The organism is Enterobacter sp. JS8-1, from assembly GCF_049187015.1.
In the GTDB taxonomy this organism is placed as follows: Bacteria; Pseudomonadota; Gammaproteobacteria; order Enterobacterales; family Enterobacteriaceae; genus Enterobacter; species Enterobacter mori.
In genome coordinates this window covers 1,966,276-1,982,864 of record NZ_CP185805.1, presented here as the reverse complement: position 1 = coordinate 1,982,864, position 16,589 = coordinate 1,966,276, and the positions used below count along the sequence as shown (strand labels likewise).

Sequence of the window (16,589 nt, the reverse complement as noted above, 5' to 3'; positions counted from 1 at the left end):
CACTCAATGGACGTGAACGCCCAACCGCCAGGCAAAATAGATCTCTTCTTTCAGCTCGTTTGAAGAGAGCGCCAGCAAATCTGCAAATTCCAGCTCAAGTTGTTTCAGTTTTTTCAGGTACTGCGCCGGAGACAGGTTGCTCTTATCGCGACGTAAATATTCAATTGCCAGTTGGGTTGGGGTTATTTCAGTATCCATGATGTCCTCGCTTATGTACAAATCCTGACCAGTATATCACAACGCACTGGCTAGTTTTTGACCATGGGCAAAAACATCAGGAAACTTTACACAACTGCCGTCGTCAGTCTTGAGGAGCAGCACAGGCGTTCCTGCTCATCGAGAATATCGATCTGCCATACCTGATGACGGCTCCCGGCATGAAGCGCGCGGCAAATACCGCGCACGCGCCCACTGCGAACAGAGCGGATATGGTTAGCGTTCACCTCCAGCCCGACAACCTTCTGCTCCCCTTCGGTACAGAGATAGCCCGCAACCGAACCCAGCGTTTCGGCCAGCACAACGGACGCGCCGCCGTGCAGCAAACCGAACGGCTGATGCGTGCGGCTATCGACGGGCATCGTCGCTTCCAGCTCATTCTCGCCAATGCGGGTAAACTGGATGTCCAGCAGCCCCACCATGTTTCCCTCGCCCATGGCGTTTAACGCCTGCAGCGTCACCGCACGTTTCCAGATCATCCGATAATCTCCAGCAAAGCCTGTAATGGATGGCGAACGCCGTTACCCTCAACGCGTTTTACCTGGCTGCGACACGAATACCCCGTGGCCAGACAGCGGTTACGCGGTAGACGCTGCATCGCCTGTTGCCACGATAATTCATAGATCCCAAGCGAATTGGCGTGGTTTTTCACTTCGTGCCCGTAGGTACCTGCCATACCGCAGCAGCCCACGCTGACGTTTTCCAGCTTCGCGCCAAAACGGGCAAAAATAGCGGCCCACTGGGCAGGCGCACCCGGCAGTGCCGTAACTTCAGTACAGTGGCCAAAGAGATACCAGGGCTCACCGCTGGCCTCTCGTGCGGCAGTTTGCTGTAGCGCTAAAGGCAGCCACTCGTGTACCAGCATGACGTGGAAATCACCGCGTTTTTCGCCCAGCGTCTGCTTGTACTCATCGCGGTAGCACAGTACCAGCGCCGGATCGACGCCGACCATGGGTATCCCAAGCTGCGCCACGCGATTCAGGAAGTCAGACGTTTTCTGCGCCGTCTTCGCAAAACGGGTCAGGAAGCCCTTAATGTGCTGCGCCTTGCCATTCGGGGAGAACGGCAGCACAACCGGCTGGTAGCCCACTTTTTCCGCCAGACGGATAAAATCGGCCACCACCTGCGCATCGTAATAACTGGTAAACGGATCCTGCACCACCAGCACCACGTTGGTTTTTTGCGCATCACTCAGGGCTTCAAGCTGCTCCAGCGTCATGTTTGCCGAGCGGTGTCCCACCAGCTGGCGCTGCAGCGACGGTGTCGAGAGCAGCGGCAGATCCACCATGCCGATATGTTTTTCGGAAAGCTTGCGCACCAGCGGCTGATTGATAAAGAAGTTAAAGGTCTTCGGCGCACGCGCCATCAGCGGGGCGTAGCTTTCCACCGTCGCCACCAGATGGTCGCGCATCGGTCGCAGATAGCGCGTGTGATACAGTTGCAGGAAGCGCGAGCGGAACTCCGGCACGTCGATTTTGATCGGACACTGCGTCGAACAGGCCTTGCAGGCCAGGCAGCCGGACATGGCCTCTTTCACTTCATGCGAGAAGTCGTATTCGCCTTTATTCGCATGCCAGCTGTTGCGGGTGCGTTCGATAAGGGAACGCAGGCTGGCGCGTTTTTCCGGCAGTTCCTGCTCAAGCTTGAGCGGATCGACGCCGCGGTCCGCCAGCAGTCGCAGCCACTCGCGCACCAGCGTCGCACGCCCTTTTGGCGAGTGGATACGGTTGCTGGTGATTTTCATCGACGGGCACATCGGGCTCTTCACATCGAAGTTAAAGCACAGGCCGTTGCCGTTGCACTCCATCGCGCCACGCCAGGAAGAGCGCACCGCAATCGGGATTTGTCGGTCATAGGTGCCGCGCTTGACCGCATCCACCTGCAGCATTGGCGCGTCAACGCCCTCCGGCGGGCAAATCTTGCCAGGGTTGAGGCGATTATCCGGGTCGAATGCCGCTTTGACCTTACGCAGTTCACCGAAGAGCTGCTCCCCGAAGAACGCCGGGCTGTACTCCGCGCGGAACCCTTTGCCGTGCTCACCCCACAGCAGGCCGCCATATTTGGCGGTTAAGGCCACCACGTCGTCGGAGATCTCCTTCATCAGGATCTCCTGCTGCGGGTCGCACATATCCAGCGCCGGACGCACGTGCAGCACGCCCGCGTCCACGTGGCCAAACATGCCGTAGCTCAGGCCGTGGCTGTCCAGCAGCGCGCGGAATTCAACGATGTAATCCGCCAGATGTTCCGGCGGCACGCAGGTATCCTCGGCAAACGGAATCGGCTTCGCGGCCCCTTTCGCGTTCCCGAGCAGCCCCACCGCTTTTTTACGCATCGCGTAGATACGCTCAATGCCGGAGAGATCGTTGCACAGCTGCCAGCCGATCACGCCGCCTTCACCACGTGCAATCAGTTCGTCCAGCCGCTGGCACAGCGTGCTAACCTGACGTTCGATCAGTTCGGCGTCATCGCCAGCGAACTCAACGATGTTCAGACCGAGCATCTCTTTGTCGGGTACATCGGTAATCAGCTCACTGACCGAATGCCAGACGATATCTTCCCTTGCCAGGTTCAACACTTTTGAGTCAACGGTTTCCACCGACAACGCCCGCGCATCCACCATAAACGGCGCATTGCGCAGGGCAGAATCGAAGGAGTTGTATTTAACGTTCACCAGGCGACGCACCTTCGGCAGCCGGGTAATATCCAGACGCGCTTCGGTAATAAACGCCAGCGTACCTTCCGAACCGGTCAGCACGCGGGTTAAATCGAACTGGGTCAGGTCGTCGTTAAAGACGTGACGCAGATCGTAACCCGTCAGGAAGCGGTTCAGTTTCGGGAATTTGTCGAGGATCAGCTGACGGTTATCGCGACAGCGCTCCAGCACGGTGCGATAAATCCGCCCGCTCGCCGTGCTCTCTTTACCCAGCGTCTCGGCCAGCTCGACCGGCATTGGCTGGGTATCGAGGATGTCGCCCCCCAGAAGCACCGCGCGCACGCCCAGCACGTGATCGGAAGTTTTACCGTAGACCAGAGAGCCCTGGCCGGATGCGTCGGTATTGATCATCCCGCCAATGGTCGCCCGGTTGCTGGTCGACAGTTCCGGCGCAAAAAAGTAGCCGTACGGTTTTAAGAATTGATTAAGCTGATCTTTGATAACCCCCGCTTCCACGCGCACCCATCCCTCTTCAGGGTTGATTTCAATGATGCGGTTCATATAGCGGGACATATCGATGATGATGCCCTGGTTCAGCGCCTGCCCGTTGGTGCCGGTACCGCCGCCACGGGGTGTGAAAACCAGGGAGGTGAAGCGCTCCTGCGAGGCCAGACGGGCAATCAGCGCCACATCCGCTGTAGAGCGTGGAAAAACGACGGCATCGGGGAGAAGCTGGTAGATACTGTTATCGGTCGCCATTGTCAGCCTGTCGGCATAATTCGTGGCGGTATCACCTGTAAAACCCTGTTGCTCCAGTGCTTGCAAAAAATTAAGCACCAGCTGAACGACGCCAGGTGCCTGAGAAATCTGTGGGATCATCACTGTCGACCCTAATTAGAGTTGTTGTGGAAATCGTTTGCGTTGTATCACAACTTTTTATCACATTTTTTTCTTATGCGCTCAGCAGAATTACGGGCAAAATCCGCCTGTCAAAAATCGCTGATATCACTAATGATTAGAGAAAGGTGGTTCACGTTCTCGCCAGCCATGCTGGTGTTCATTTAAGGAAAGTTACATTTATGGTCAATCTTCGTCAGCCCAGGGATGTTGCGCAAATTTTGCTGTCGGTGCTGTTTTTAGCCCTGATGATTATTGCGTGTCTGTGGATTGTTCAACCCTTCGTGCTTGGCTTTGCGTGGGCCGCTACCGTTGTCGTCGCCACCTGGCCTCTGCTATTACGGCTGCAGAAACTGCTGTTTGGCCGCCGTGGCCTGGCGGTGCTGGTCATGACGCTGCTGCTGTTCATGCTATTTATTATTCCGATTGCCCTGCTGGTAAATAGTCTTGTCGACTCCAGTGGCCCGGTTATCCGTGCCGCCACCAGCGGGGATCTGACGTTGCCGGATCTCGCGTGGCTTAACAGCATTCCACTGGTCGGCGCGAAACTCTACAGCGGCTGGCACAGCCTGCTGGAGATGGGCGGCAGCGCGCTGATCGCGAAAGTGCGGCCGTATATTGGCACCACCACCACCTGGTTTGTCGGTCAGGCGGCGCACATTGGGCGCTTTATGATGCACTGCGCGCTGATGCTGGTCTTTAGCGCGCTCCTGTACTGGCGCGGTGAGCAGGTTGCCCTTGGGGTGCGTCATTTTGCCACCCGACTGGCGGGTAAACGCGGCGATGCCGCCGTGCTGCTGGCTGCGCAAGCCGTCCGTGCCGTTGCGCTGGGCGTGGTGGTGACCGCGCTGGTGCAGGCGGTGCTGGGCGGTATCGGCCTGGCCATTTCCGGCGTGCCGTACGCTACCGTATTCACCGTTGTCATGCTGATGACCTGTCTTGCGCAACTGGGACCGTTGCTGGTGCTGGTGCCTTCCATCATTTGGCTCTACTGGACGGGCGATACCACCTGGGGCACCGTGCTTCTGGTCTGGAGCTGCGTGGTCGGCACCATGGATAACGTCATTCGCCCGATACTGATCCGCATGGGGGCTGATTTACCGTTGATTCTGATCCTGTCAGGCGTTATCGGCGGGTTAATCGCGTTTGGGATGATCGGCCTCTTTATTGGCCCGGTGCTGCTCGCAGTGACGTGGCGTCTCTTCTCGGCCTGGGTGCATGAAGTACCCCCTCCGGGTACGGACCCGGATGTGATCCTGAGCGAACTGGAAGAGCTGGAAGAGAAGAACACGCATTAAGCCTTTTGGCCGGGTGGCGCTAACGCTTACCCGGCCTTCATGCTTTCGTATAATACTTAAATGCTGCTAAAGTATTTATTCATTACTCACTGGTCAGACCCGCCATTTCAGCAGCAAGTCCACTGCTAACCTCAAGAAATCTTTACGTCTCTTTAACTATTGAGACGAATCTGATCGACGCTAAAAGCCGACATGCCTACTATTAGGACACGGTTATAAATCAACACCTTGATTTATAAGCATGGAAATCCCCTGAGTGAAACAACGAATTGCTGTGTGTAGTCTTTGCCCATCTCCCACGATGGGCTTTTTTTTATCCTGACTACGCGCGTTTGACCTGACAGGTGCTGAGCATCCGCCACTCAGCAGGCAGCACCCGCGTCTCTCCGGTGACATTGACCGTCACCGTCTCGCGAATATCCGCCGATGAAGCGCCAACCTGTAGCTCAAACTCACCCGGCTCAACGATGCGTTTCCCGTCGCGACGGGTAAAGTTGAACATCTCAACCGGTAGCGTAAAGGTGAGCGTGGCGGTTTCGCCCGGCGAGAGCGTGACGCGCTGGAAGGCCTTCAGCTCCTGAAGCGGCCGCACCTGCGTGGCGACCTTATCCCTGACGTAAACCTGTACCACCTCGCTGCCGCTGCGCTCACCGGTATTGGTGATATCCACATTCAGCGTCACCTCGCCGTCGACCGGCACGCTGGATGCCGCCACTTTTGCCGCTCCCCAGCTAAACTGCGTCCAGCCGAGGCCGAAGCCAAACGGGTAACGCGAACCGAAATGGAACGCAAACGGCGTGCCGCCGCTTTTGAGCTTGTGGTTGTAGTAATACGGCATTGCTCCGGCGCTTTTCGGCACGCTCACCACCAGACGCCCCTGCGGCTCCGCCCGCCCCGTCAGCACGTCCGCAATCGCCCAGCCCCCTTCCTGCCCGGGCGCCCAGGCCATCATCAGCGCCGCGACCTTATCTTCGAGGCCCTGAAGGTTGTACGGACGCCCGCCGGTCATCACTACGATCACCGGTTTACCAGTGGCGACCAGCGCTTCCAGCAGCTGTTGCTGCACGCCAGGCAGATTCAATGAGTCAGTATCTGAGCCTTCACCCACGGTGCCGCTCTGGAACAGCCCGGCCAGATCGCCAACGCAGGCCACCACCACGTCACTTTGTTGCGCGGCGTCTACCGCCTCGGGGATCAGTGCGGTGCTCAGTGAAACCGGCGACTGCTGCATCGGCTTACCACCACTGTCGCCGGGGAAGACCGGCGCGCCCGCCATCCGTTTTTCAATGATGTGGCACCCTTTGGCATAGCGCACGTTCGATGCACCCAGATAGTGTTCCAGCGCCGCGCGCGGGGTCGTCACCTGCGACGTCTCTTCCACCATGTCGCTGATGATCAGGTGTACCGGGAAGCTGTAACCGCTGAGTAACGCCAGCGGATCGTCTGCCGTCGGGCCGACCAGCGCAACGCGAGGCTTTCCGCCGAGGGGCAGAATGCCATTGTTTTCCAGAAGCGTGATCGACGTTGTCGCGACATCACGCGCCACCTGCCGGGTCGTCTCATTTTGCAGATCGCTGCCCTGCTCATCGGCATAGGGACGTTCAAACAGGCCAAGGCGGAATTTTTCCGTCAGCGTACGCGCCACGATCTCGTCCACCTTCGCCATCGAAATCAGCCCACGCTCTACCGCTTCCGCCAGATGGCGCGCGCAGTCATCTTTCGGCAGCTCAACGTCCAGCCCGGCGTTGAACGCCAGCGCAGCAGATTCGGCCGCGTCGTGGGAAATCCCGTGGTGCTGGTGCAACAGGCTGACGCCGCCGTAGTCCGCCACAATAATCCCATCGAATCCCCACTGTTCACGCAGGACGGTGGTAAGCAGGAAGCTGTCGCTGTGACCCGGCTGATTATCAATATCGTGGTAGGCGGGCATGACCGAACCGGCGTTGGCCAGCTTCACCGCCATTTCAAACGGCAGCAGGAAGGTATCATTCAGCTCGCTAAACCCGAGGTGCACCGGCGCGTGGTTGCGCGCCCCTTCGCTAAACGAGTGGCCAACGTAATGTTTCAGGGTCGCCAGCAGGTCGCGTTTATCGCCCTGTAACCCCTTCACGTAGGCGGTCGCCATCACCCCCACCAGCCAGGGATCTTCGCCGAAGGTCTCTTCGGTACGCCCCCAGCGCACGTCGCGGGACACGTCCAGCACCGGCGCCAGCCCCTGCTGACAGCCGACGGAGCGCGCCTCTTTGCCAATCTGCTCCGCCGCCCGCTGCACCAGCTCAGGGTCCCAGGTCGACCCATAGTTCAGCGAGGACGGGAACAGTGTTGCGTCTTTGCACAGCAGCCCCACCAGACACTCCTCGTGGAACAGCGCCGGAATACCGAGGCGCGTCTCTTCCATCATCATGCGCTGAAGTCGGTTGGCCGCGCGCACGCCCGTTTTCGCATCAACAATATGCGTGCCGAGCGGACGCGTGATCTGCCCCACACCCAGCTTCAGCCGTTCGCTGAGCGAGGCCTGCTCGCTCACGCCTGCGAACTCATCGCTGAGATCGCTCCGTTCGCGGTGATTGCCGTTTTCATCGAGGATCAGCCAGTACGCGTGCATCTGGGCAAACTTCTCTTCCGGGGTCATGCGCGCCAGTAAATCGGCGACGCGCTCGTGTACCGGACGTCCTGCGTCCTTATAGATAGCCGTCATGTTTTACTCCTGTATTGCAGAATGGGTTGCCGGGCTGAGCTTTCCTGCATCGGGACGCACATCACGCTTGCCCGCAAGTTCACGGGCAATGGAATCCACCAGCCGACTGTTGAGTTTGTAAATGGAAAGAAGCGCCACCATGCAGAGGAACAGCACGCAAGGAATGAGCGTAAAGAGTGCGTTGATGGTAGAGAGCACGTGCGGCGCCTGTGTCACCTGGCCCGGTGCGTAATCCACCATGCCAAGCACCCAACCGACCACGGCCCCGCCCAGCGCCAGCCCAAACTTGATGGCAAACAGCGCGGTAGAGAAGACCAGACCGTCCAGACGACGACCGCTGCGATGCTCTTCGTAATCCACCACGTCGGAGAACATGGTCCACTGGAGCGGCGTGGTCAGGTTTTGAATAAAGCTAAAAACGATGTTGAGGCCGAATATCAGCCAGACCTGCGAAGGCGGAATGAAGAAAATCAGCGCCCCGAAAATCACGAACGTCATAATGGTCCACTGATAGGCGCGAACGCGATCAAATTTTCCGAGCAGGCGTTCAGATAATAATGCCCCGCTTAATGAGGCCACCATGCCTGAAACAATAAAGGCAAAGACCAGTTCCGGGCGCAGCAGCACATAATTGACGTAATACATGGTGGCAGAGCCACGCGTCACGACAGCCGTTAACAGCAGAATATTAAACACGAACACAATTCGCCACTGGCTGTTTTTGGTCAGCAGTTTTAAATCCGTCAGCATGGAGCCGGAGGTATCATTTCGTGGTGAATAACGTTCGCGGGTCATCAGGAAGCAGCAGAAGAATAAAACAATACCCAGCAGCCCCATCAGGCTCATGGCATAGAAATAGCCTTTCTGTACGTTACCTTGCCCCAGCTGTGACACCAGCGGCAGGGCAATCACCGTCACGATCAGCCCGCCGATAAAGGACAACCCAAAGCGCCAGGATTGCAGAGAGTGACGTTCGCGGGGATCCAGCGTCAGCGCCCCCGGCATGGCGCAGTAAGGCACGTTAATCGCCGAGTAGATAAGGCTCAGAATGGCGTAAGTCACGCAGGCATAGACGATTTTCCCGGTCGGCCCGACGTCCGGCACATAGAAGGTAATCAGACAGCTGACGCCAAACGGAATAGCAAACCACAGCAGCCAGGGGCGAAAACGACCGTGGCGCGTTTGCGTGCGGTCGACGAGTGCGCCAATGCAGGGATCGATAAATGCATCGACCACGCGCACCACTAAAAACATGGTGCCCATAATCGCGGCGGGCAAGCCAAAAACGTCCGTATAAAAATAGGCGAGAAATAACGTCGCCGTTTGCCAGACCAGCGCGCTGGCCATATCGCCTAAGCCATAACCTATTTTATCTTTCGTACGTAATACAGAGGAGATTGTCATTGTTATTTGCCTTTTTATCAGGTTAAAACGTATTTCAACCAGTTGCGCATCATCTGAAGGGAAGTGCGCAGTAAGGCTCAAGTATTAGCAACGCTTTGCGCGCTAACAATTGTCTAAATTAACAGACAAATTATGATATTTGGTTTTTTGTTTTATTTGTGATGGGGAGCATATTCGGGCGGAAATAAAAAAAGGCGAGGAGATATCTCCTCGCCTTTTTCCGTTATTACGCGGTTACTTATTCAGTTCCGCCAGGCTCAGCCAGGTTTGCACCACGGTGTCCGGGTTCAGGGAGAGACTATCAATCCCCTCTTCCATCAGCCAGGCGGCAAAGTCTTCATGGTCGGACGGACCCTGACCGCAGATCCCGACGTATTTCCCCTGCTTCTTCGCCGCGCGGATGGACATCGAGAGCAGCGCTTTCACCGCCTCGTTACGCTCGTCGAACAGCTCAGAGACCACGCCAGAGTCGCGGTCCAGACCGAGCGCCAGCTGCGTCATGTCGTTCGAGCCGATAGAGAAGCCGTCGAAGTGCTCCAGGAACTGCTCGGCCAGCAGGGCGTTGGACGGGATTTCGCACATCATGATGATCTTCAGCCCGTTCTCGCCGCGCTTCAGCCCCTGACGCGCCAGCTCGTCCACCACCGCTTTCGCCTGGTCCACGGTACGCACGAACGGGATCATAATCTCCACGTTGGTCAGCCCCATGTCGTTGCGCACGCGTTTCACCGCGTCACACTCCAGCGCGAAACAGTCGCGGAAGCTGTCGGACACGTAGCGTCCGGCCCCGCGGAAGCCCAGCATCGGGTTCTCTTCTTCCGGCTCGTAGCGCTCGCCGCCCACCAGGTTGGCGTATTCGTTAGACTTAAAGTCTGACAGACGCACAATCACGCGTTTCGGGTAGAACGCCGCGCCCAGCGTCGCGATCCCTTCGGTCAGACGGCCGACGTAGAACTCTCTTGGTGAGTCGTAGCCTTTCATCATCTCGCGGATTTCGTTCTGCAGCTTCGGCTCCTGGTCGTCAAACTCCAACAGCGCGCGCGGGTGAACGCCGATCATACGGTTGATGATGAATTCCAGACGCGCCAGGCCCACGCCTTCGTTCGGCAGGCAGGCGAAGTCAAACGCGCGGTCCGGGTTACCGACGTTCATCATGATCTTCAGCGGCAGGTCCGGCATGGTATCCACGCTGGAGCTCTTCACGCTGAAGTCGAGGATGTCGGCGTACACGTAGCCGGTATCGCCTTCGGCACAGGAGACGGTCACGTTCTGCCCGTCCTGCATGCGCTCGGTGGCGTCACCGCAGCCGACAACCGCAGGAATACCCAGCTCGCGGGCAATGATCGCCGCGTGACAGGTACGACCGCCGCGGTTGGTGACGATAGCCGCCGCTTTCTTCATGATCGGTTCCCAGTCCGGGTCGGTCATGTCGGTCACCAGCACGTCGCCTGGCTCAATGCGGTTCATCTCGCTGATGTCGTGGATCACTTTCACCGGACCAGCACCGATACGGTGACCGATGGCGCGGCCTTCCGCCACGATTTTGCCCTGCGCGTGCAGCGTATAACGCTCCATCACCTGACCACGAGAGCGGACGGTTTCCGGACGCGCCTGCACGATAAACAGCTTGCCGGTGTTACCGTCTTTCGCCCATTCGATATCCATCGGACGGCCGTAGTGTTTTTCGATCTGCACCGCCTGCTTCGCCAGCTCTTCCACTTCGGCGTCGGTCAGGGAGAAGCGGTCGCGCTGCTCCTGCGGCACATCTTCAATCTTAACCTGCTTGCCATGCTCCTGGGTTGGGGCATAGATCATGCGAATTTTTTTCGAGCCCATGGTGCGGCGCACCACCGCCGGTCGGTTAGCCGCCAGCGTAGGCTTGTGGACGTAGAATTCGTCAGGGTTTACCGCGCCCTGCACCACCATCTCGCCCAGGCCCCACGCGGAGGTGATAAACACCACCTGGTCGAAGCCGGATTCGGTATCAATGGAGAACATCACGCCGGAAGAACCTACGTCCGAACGCACCATGCGCTGCACGCCGGCGGAAAGCGCGACGCCGCGATGGTCGTAGCCCTGGTGCACGCGATAGGAGATGGCGCGATCATTAAACAGGGAAGCAAACACGTGCTTCACCGCCACCAGCACCGCATCGTAACCCTGAACGTTCAGGAAGGTTTCCTGCTGTCCGGCGAACGAGGCATCGGGCATATCTTCTGCGGTTGCAGAAGAACGCACAGCAAAGGAGGCCTGCGCATCGTCAGCAGAGAGCTGGTTGTACGCGTCATGAATGGCTTTTTCCAGTTCCGGCTGGAAAGGTGTGTCGATGATCCACTGGCGGATTTGTGACCCGGCTTTGGCAAGCTCGGTGACGTCATCAATATCCGTTTTATCCAGCAGGTCGTAAATGCGCTGGTTAACACCGCTCTGGTCTAAAAACAGGTTAAAGGCATCGGCGGTGGTGGCAAACCCGTTTGGTACGGAAACACCCATACCGGACAGATTTGTAATCATTTCACCCAGGGAGGCATTTTTGCCCCCAACTCTGTCTACATCATTCATGCCGAGTTGGTTATACCAAAGCACCAGCGGTGACGAGCCATTGTTGGACATCGAAACAATCCTTTTGTGATATTTGATCGGAGTAAGAAACACCTGACTACGTATTTATACTGGCATATTTACTTCCGCTAAAAAAACGGTGAATCGTGTAAGCAATTTAAATTTTCAACTTTTCGGATACTTTCCCATCACTCGCTAAACCGATGATTCCTATATATTCAGCCTAAAACCACAAAAATTAAGTCGCTATTTGAAAAATGAAATCCACTTTTCAGGAAAATCAAAAACACCGTTTCATTTATAATTAGGATAAGTTCTTTGCTGTGTAATTTACTTTTTTAATTTATGCTTTCAGGCAATTAGGTCTGATATTCAGGGTGGATAAAATGGATAGTGCTGTCGATCGCCACGTTTTTTATATTTCTGATGGTACGGCGATCACCGCCGAGGTGCTGGGGCACGCGGTGATGTCGCAGTTTCCCGTTTCGATTAACAGCATCACGCTGCCCTTTGTGGAAAATGAGAGCCGCGCCAAAGCGGTGAAAGACCAGATTGACGCCATTTTCCAGCAGACCGGCGTGCGCCCGCTGGTGTTCTATTCGATTGTTATCCCGGAAATTCGCAGCATCATTCTGCAAAGTGAAGGCTTCTGCCAGGACATCGTGCAGGCGCTGGTGGCACCGTTGCAGAGCGAGCTCAAGCTCGACCCGACGCCCATCGCCCACCGTACACACGGGCTGAACCCCGGCAACCTGACCAAGTACGATGCGCGTATCGCCGCCATTGACTACACCCTCGCCCACGACGACGGGATCTCGCTGCGTAATCTTGACCAGGCGCAGGTGATCCTGCTGGGCGTGTCGCGCTGCGGCAAAACCCCGACCAGCCTCTATCTGGCCATGCAGTTTGGCATTCGCGCCGCAAACTACCCGTTCATCGCTGATGACATGGATAACCTTGTGCTGCCCGCCGCCCTTAAGCCGCTGCAGCACAAGCTGTTCGGCCTGACCATTAACCCGGAGCGCCTCGCCGCCATCCGCGAAGAGCGCCGCGAGAACAGCCGCTACGCCTCCATGCGCCAGTGCCGGATGGAAGTTTCCGAGGTTGAAGCGCTGTACCGCAAAAACCAGATCCCGTGGCTGAACAGCACCAACTATTCTGTAGAAGAAATTGCTACCAAAATCCTCGACATCATGGGGCTGAATCGCCGCATGTACTAATATGCTAGTACATTAATCCAGTTTCAGTTATCATAATGGGCATCATCGGGGCGAATTTGCCCCGAACTTGAAATCAGCAGGGATTGGTTTAAGGTGATGCCCATCACTTCCCGGTAGTCTGCCGATGAAGCACAAAAATTCTGAGACATTCCATGAACAAAACCGACGAACTCCGCACTGCGCGCATTGATAGCCTGGTGACTCCGGCTGAACTGGCCCAGCGGCACCCCGTTTCCGCAGGCGTTGCGGAACATGTAACGGCGTCCCGCCGCCGCATTGAAAAAATCCTGAACGGCGAAGACAAGCGCCTTCTGGTGGTGATTGGCCCCTGCTCCATTCACGACCTGGATGCCGCGATGGACTACGCAAAACGTCTTCAGGGGATGCGTGAGAAGTATCAGCATCGCCTTGAGATCGTCATGCGCACCTACTTTGAAAAACCGCGCACCGTGGTGGGCTGGAAGGGACTGATTTCCGATCCTGACCTCAACGGCAGCTATCGCGTGAACCACGGTATTGAGCTGGCGCGGAAGCTGCTTTTACAGGTCAACGAGCTGGGCGTTCCGACGGCGACCGAGTTTCTCGATATGGTGACCGGGCAGTTTATCGCCGATCTGATCAGCTGGGGCGCAATTGGCGCACGGACCACCGAAAGTCAGATCCACCGTGAGATGGCCTCCGCTCTCTCCTGTCCGGTCGGCTTTAAAAACGGGACCGATGGCAACACGCGCATTGCGGTCGACGCGATCCGCGCCTCGCGTGCCAGCCATATGTTCCTGTCGCCGGATAAGAGCGGTCACATGACCATCTACCAGACCAGCGGTAATCCGTACGGGCATATCATTATGCGCGGCGGCAAAAAACCGAATTATCATGCGCAAGATATCGCAGCAGCCTGCGAAACGCTGGCCGAGTTCGAGCTGCCGGAACACCTGGTGGTGGATTTCAGCCACGGCAACTGCCAGAAGCAGCACCGTCGCCAGTTGGATGTCTGCGATGAGATCTGCCAGCAGATCCGCAGCGGTTCCACCGCCGTGGCAGGCATTATGGCGGAAAGCTTCCTCAAAGAAGGCACGCAGAAAATCGTTACCGGGCAGCAGATGGTTTACGGCCAGTCGATCACCGACCCGTGCCTGAGCTGGGAAGACAGCGAACTGCTGCTGGATAAGCTGGCAGCTGCGGTCGATACGCGCTTCTAAAATCCAGCCCTTCTCCCTCTCCCTGTGGGAGAGGGTCGGGGTGAGGGCATCAGACCTCACCTCGCCCACAAATTTGATCCCGTCACACAATTTTCACAAAAACGCTTGCCGTGAATTTGCAGTTTATTGATAATGATTATCATTGTTACATTGATTGTTATTTATAAACATTATGTCACGTACGGATAACAGCGCGGCAACGCCAATAAAAACACACACAGCGCCTTCCCCCACCTCCACCGATCGCCGTATCGACAGCAAAACCCTGCTCGGTGATGAGGGGCGGGTCATTATCGAGCATGACGGCCAGCACTATCTTCTGCGCCAGACCTATGCCGGAAAACTGATCCTGACTAAATAAACAACACGATAATTTCGCCAGCCACCCAGGTTATCCCCAGGCAGCCAGCGCTTTTCAATTCTTATGGAGAGTTGCTATGCCACACCTGCATTCCACGTCTTTACGTCCGTCACTTCTGGCACTGGCGATTGTCAGCACCCTGCCGGGGGCTGCGTTTGCCGCCACAGACGACATCACCGTAACCGCCACCGGCAACGCCCGCAGCGCCTTTGAGGCGCCGATGATGGTCAGCGTCATTGACGCCACCGCACCGGAAAACCAGACCGCCAGCTCTGCCGCCGACCTGCTGCGCAAGGTCCCCGGTCTGACGCTGGACGGCACCGGCCGCACGAATGGTCAGGACGTCAACCTGCGCGGTTACGACCGTCGCGGCGTGCTGGTACTGGTCGACGGCGTGCGTCAGGGAACCGATACCGGCCACCTCAACAGCACCTTCCTCGACCCGGCGCTGATCAAACGTATCGAAGTGGTGCGCGGTCCTTCCGCTCTTCTGTACGGTAGCGGCGCATTGGGCGGCGTGATTTCCTATGACACCGCCGACGCCAACGATCTGCTCGAGCCGGGCAAAAACAGCGGCTACCGCGTGTTTGGTACGGGCGCGACGGGCGATCACAGCATCGGAATGGGTGCCAGCGCCTACGGCCGTACCGAGACGCTGGACGGTCTGGTGGCTTGGTCGAGCCGGGATCGCGGTGATATTCGCCAGAGTGACGGTGCAACGGCGCCTAACGACGAATCCATTAATAACATGCTGGCAAAAGGGAGCTGGAAAATCGACCCGGCTCAAACCCTGAGCGGCTCCCTGCGCTACTACAACAACGACGCGCAGGAGCCGAAAAACCCGCAAACCACCGACGCGTCCGACAGCAGCAACCCCATGACCGACCGTTCCACCATCCAGCGTGATGCGCAGCTTGGCTACCACCTTGCCCCGGAAGGTAATGACTGGCTGAACGCCGATGCAAAAGTCTACTGGTCCGAAGCGCGCATTAACGCCCAGAACGTCGACGGCACCGGCGAGTTCCGCAAGCAGACTACCAAAGGCGGTAAAGTGGAAAACCGCACCCGTCTGTTCAGCGACTCCTTTGCGTCTCATCTCCTGACCTACGGCGGCGAATACTATCGTCAGGAGCAACGCCCGGGCGGTGCGACAACCGGCTTCCCGAATGCCAAAATCGATTTCAGCTCCGGCTGGCTGCAGGATGAGATCACCCTGCGCGATCTGCCCGTGACCCTGCTGGGCGGTACGCGCTACGACAATTATCGCGGCAGCAGCGAGGGTTACGACGATGTGGATGCCGATAAGTGGTCATCCCGTGCCGGGTTAACCGTCAGCCCAACCGACTGGCTGATGCTGTTCGGCTCTTATGCGCAGGCCTTCCGCGCGCCGACTATGGGCGAGATGTATAACGATGCGAAACATTTCTCCATCGGCAGCTTCTACACCAACTACTGGGTACCCAACCCGAACCTGCGCCCGGAAACCAATAAAACCCAGGAGTTCGGTTTTGGTCTGCGCTTTGACGATCTAATGCTTGCCAACGATGCGCTGGAGTTTAAGGCCAGCTATTTCGATACCAAAGCCAAAGACTACATCTCCACCACCGTCGATTTTGCCGCGGCGACCACCATGTCCTATAACGTCCCCGACGCCAAAATCTGGGGATGGGACGTAATGGCGAAATACTCCGCCGACCTGTTCAACCTCGACGTGGCCTACAACCGCACGCGCGGCAAAGACACCAACACCGGCGAGTATATCTCCAGCATTAACCCGGACACCGTCACCAGCAAGCTGGATATCCCGGTGGCGCAAAGCGGGTTCTCCGTTGGCTGGATCGGTACTTTTGTCGATCGCTCAACGCATATCAGCAGCAGCTACAGTAAACAGCCGGGCTATGCGGTCAATGATTTCTACATCAGCTATAAAGGTCAGGAACAGCTCAAAGGCGTGACCACCACGCTGGTGCTGGGCAACGCCTTCGACAAAGCGTACTGGTCACCGCAGGGGATCCCGCAGGACGGTCGTAACGGTAAGGTTTTCGTGAGTTATCAGTGGTAACGCATATTAAGAAGGAAGA

General features: G+C 57.1%; 11 protein-coding genes and 1 other RNA gene. 6 read left to right on the top strand and 6 right to left on the bottom strand.

Features of this window, described 5'->3' with window-relative positions; genetic code table 11:
• Positions 1-3 precede the first annotated feature (3 nt).
• The 3 genes from ACOQH0_RS09385 to ydiJ form a co-directional block, all read right to left on the bottom strand.
• Positions 4-198 (bottom strand): YdiH family protein, encoded by a 195-nt coding sequence (locus ACOQH0_RS09385; protein WP_010430192.1) that lies wholly within the window; start codon positions 196-198, stop codon positions 4-6.
• Between the two features lie 86 nt (positions 199-284).
• Positions 285-695, bottom strand: a complete 411-nt coding sequence (gene menI / locus ACOQH0_RS09380) for a 1,4-dihydroxy-2-naphthoyl-CoA hydrolase (RefSeq protein WP_042715638.1) — start codon at positions 693-695, stop codon at positions 285-287.
• Entirely contained in the window at positions 692-3,748 is a 3,057-nt protein-coding gene (ydiJ, locus tag ACOQH0_RS09375; RefSeq protein WP_421512091.1) for a D-2-hydroxyglutarate dehydrogenase YdiJ, read from the bottom strand. The genes menI and ydiJ overlap by 4 nt, the downstream gene beginning before the upstream one ends.
• 200 nt (positions 3,749-3,948) lie before the next feature.
• On the opposite strand from ydiJ, the gene ydiK reads away from it, so the two are divergent.
• Together ydiK and rprA are read left to right on the top strand one after the other, a co-directional pair.
• Positions 3,949-5,064: an AI-2E family transporter YdiK gene (ydiK, locus tag ACOQH0_RS09370; RefSeq protein WP_010430184.1), complete on the top strand. Its 1,116-nt coding sequence runs from the start codon at positions 3,949-3,951 to the stop codon at positions 5,062-5,064.
• Positions 5,065-5,273: 209 nt separating this feature from the next.
• An RNA gene (gene rprA / locus ACOQH0_RS09365) (antisense sRNA RprA) lies at positions 5,274-5,381 on the top strand.
• A 5-nt stretch (positions 5,382-5,386) separates the two neighbouring features.
• Here rprA and ACOQH0_RS09360 read toward each other — a convergent pair.
• From ACOQH0_RS09360 to ppsA, 3 genes are all read right to left on the bottom strand, one after another.
• Positions 5,387-7,762, bottom strand: a complete 2,376-nt coding sequence (locus ACOQH0_RS09360; RefSeq protein WP_421512090.1) for a glycoside hydrolase family 3 N-terminal domain-containing protein — start codon at positions 7,760-7,762, stop codon at positions 5,387-5,389.
• A gap of 3 nt (positions 7,763-7,765) precedes the next feature.
• Positions 7,766-9,166: an MFS transporter gene (locus ACOQH0_RS09355; protein WP_256459737.1), complete on the bottom strand. Its 1,401-nt coding sequence runs from the start codon at positions 9,164-9,166 to the stop codon at positions 7,766-7,768.
• Between the two features lie 234 nt (positions 9,167-9,400).
• Positions 9,401-11,779 carry a phosphoenolpyruvate synthase gene (gene ppsA / locus ACOQH0_RS09350; protein ID WP_421512088.1) on the bottom strand — a complete coding sequence of 793 codons (2,379 nt, stop codon included), beginning with the start codon at positions 11,777-11,779 and terminating at the stop codon, positions 9,401-9,403.
• A gap of 335 nt (positions 11,780-12,114) precedes the next feature.
• On the opposite strand from ppsA, the gene ppsR reads away from it, so the two are divergent.
• The 4 genes from ppsR to ACOQH0_RS09330 all read left to right on the top strand — a co-directional run bounded on the left by ppsR (position 12,115) and on the right by ACOQH0_RS09330 (position 16,570).
• On the top strand, positions 12,115-12,948 hold the full coding sequence (ppsR, locus tag ACOQH0_RS09345; RefSeq protein ID WP_042719439.1) for a posphoenolpyruvate synthetase regulatory kinase/phosphorylase PpsR: 834 nt from the start codon (positions 12,115-12,117) through the stop codon (positions 12,946-12,948).
• Positions 12,949-13,100: 152 nt separating this feature from the next.
• Positions 13,101-14,147, top strand: coding sequence for a 3-deoxy-7-phosphoheptulonate synthase AroH (gene aroH, locus ACOQH0_RS09340; RefSeq protein WP_421512086.1), 1,047 nt, complete (start codon positions 13,101-13,103; stop codon positions 14,145-14,147).
• Between the two features lie 172 nt (positions 14,148-14,319).
• Positions 14,320-14,508 carry a hemin uptake protein HemP gene (gene hemP, locus ACOQH0_RS09335; RefSeq protein ID WP_421512085.1) on the top strand — a complete coding sequence of 63 codons (189 nt, stop codon included), beginning with the start codon at positions 14,320-14,322 and terminating at the stop codon, positions 14,506-14,508.
• A gap of 76 nt (positions 14,509-14,584) precedes the next feature.
• Positions 14,585-16,570, top strand: a complete 1,986-nt coding sequence (locus ACOQH0_RS09330; protein WP_421512083.1) for a TonB-dependent hemoglobin/transferrin/lactoferrin family receptor — start codon at positions 14,585-14,587, stop codon at positions 16,568-16,570.
• Positions 16,571-16,589 lie beyond the last annotated feature (19 nt).

Excerpts from the sequence above, each read along its gene's own strand:
- ppsA (WP_421512088.1), bottom strand. The coding sequence starts at position 11,779 with ATGTCCAACAATGGCTCGTCACCGCTGGTGCTTTGGTATAACCAACTC.
- ACOQH0_RS09330 (WP_421512083.1), top strand. The coding sequence starts at position 14,585 with ATGCCACACCTGCATTCCACGTCTTTACGTCCGTCACTTCTGGCACTG.
- ppsR (WP_042719439.1), top strand. The coding sequence starts at position 12,115 with ATGGATAGTGCTGTCGATCGCCACGTTTTTTATATTTCTGATGGTACG.
- aroH (WP_421512086.1), top strand. The coding sequence starts at position 13,101 with ATGAACAAAACCGACGAACTCCGCACTGCGCGCATTGATAGCCTGGTG.
- hemP (WP_421512085.1), top strand. The coding sequence starts at position 14,320 with ATGTCACGTACGGATAACAGCGCGGCAACGCCAATAAAAACACACACA.
- ydiK (WP_010430184.1), top strand. The coding sequence starts at position 3,949 with ATGGTCAATCTTCGTCAGCCCAGGGATGTTGCGCAAATTTTGCTGTCG.
- ydiJ (WP_421512091.1), bottom strand. The coding sequence starts at position 3,748 with ATGATCCCACAGATTTCTCAGGCACCTGGCGTCGTTCAGCTGGTGCTT.
- ACOQH0_RS09360 (WP_421512090.1), bottom strand. The coding sequence starts at position 7,762 with ATGACGGCTATCTATAAGGACGCAGGACGTCCGGTACACGAGCGCGTC.
- ACOQH0_RS09355 (WP_256459737.1), bottom strand. The coding sequence starts at position 9,166 with ATGACAATCTCCTCTGTATTACGTACGAAAGATAAAATAGGTTATGGC.
- menI (WP_042715638.1), bottom strand. The coding sequence starts at position 695 with ATGATCTGGAAACGTGCGGTGACGCTGCAGGCGTTAAACGCCATGGGC.
- ACOQH0_RS09385 (WP_010430192.1), bottom strand. The coding sequence starts at position 198 with ATGGATACTGAAATAACCCCAACCCAACTGGCAATTGAATATTTACGT.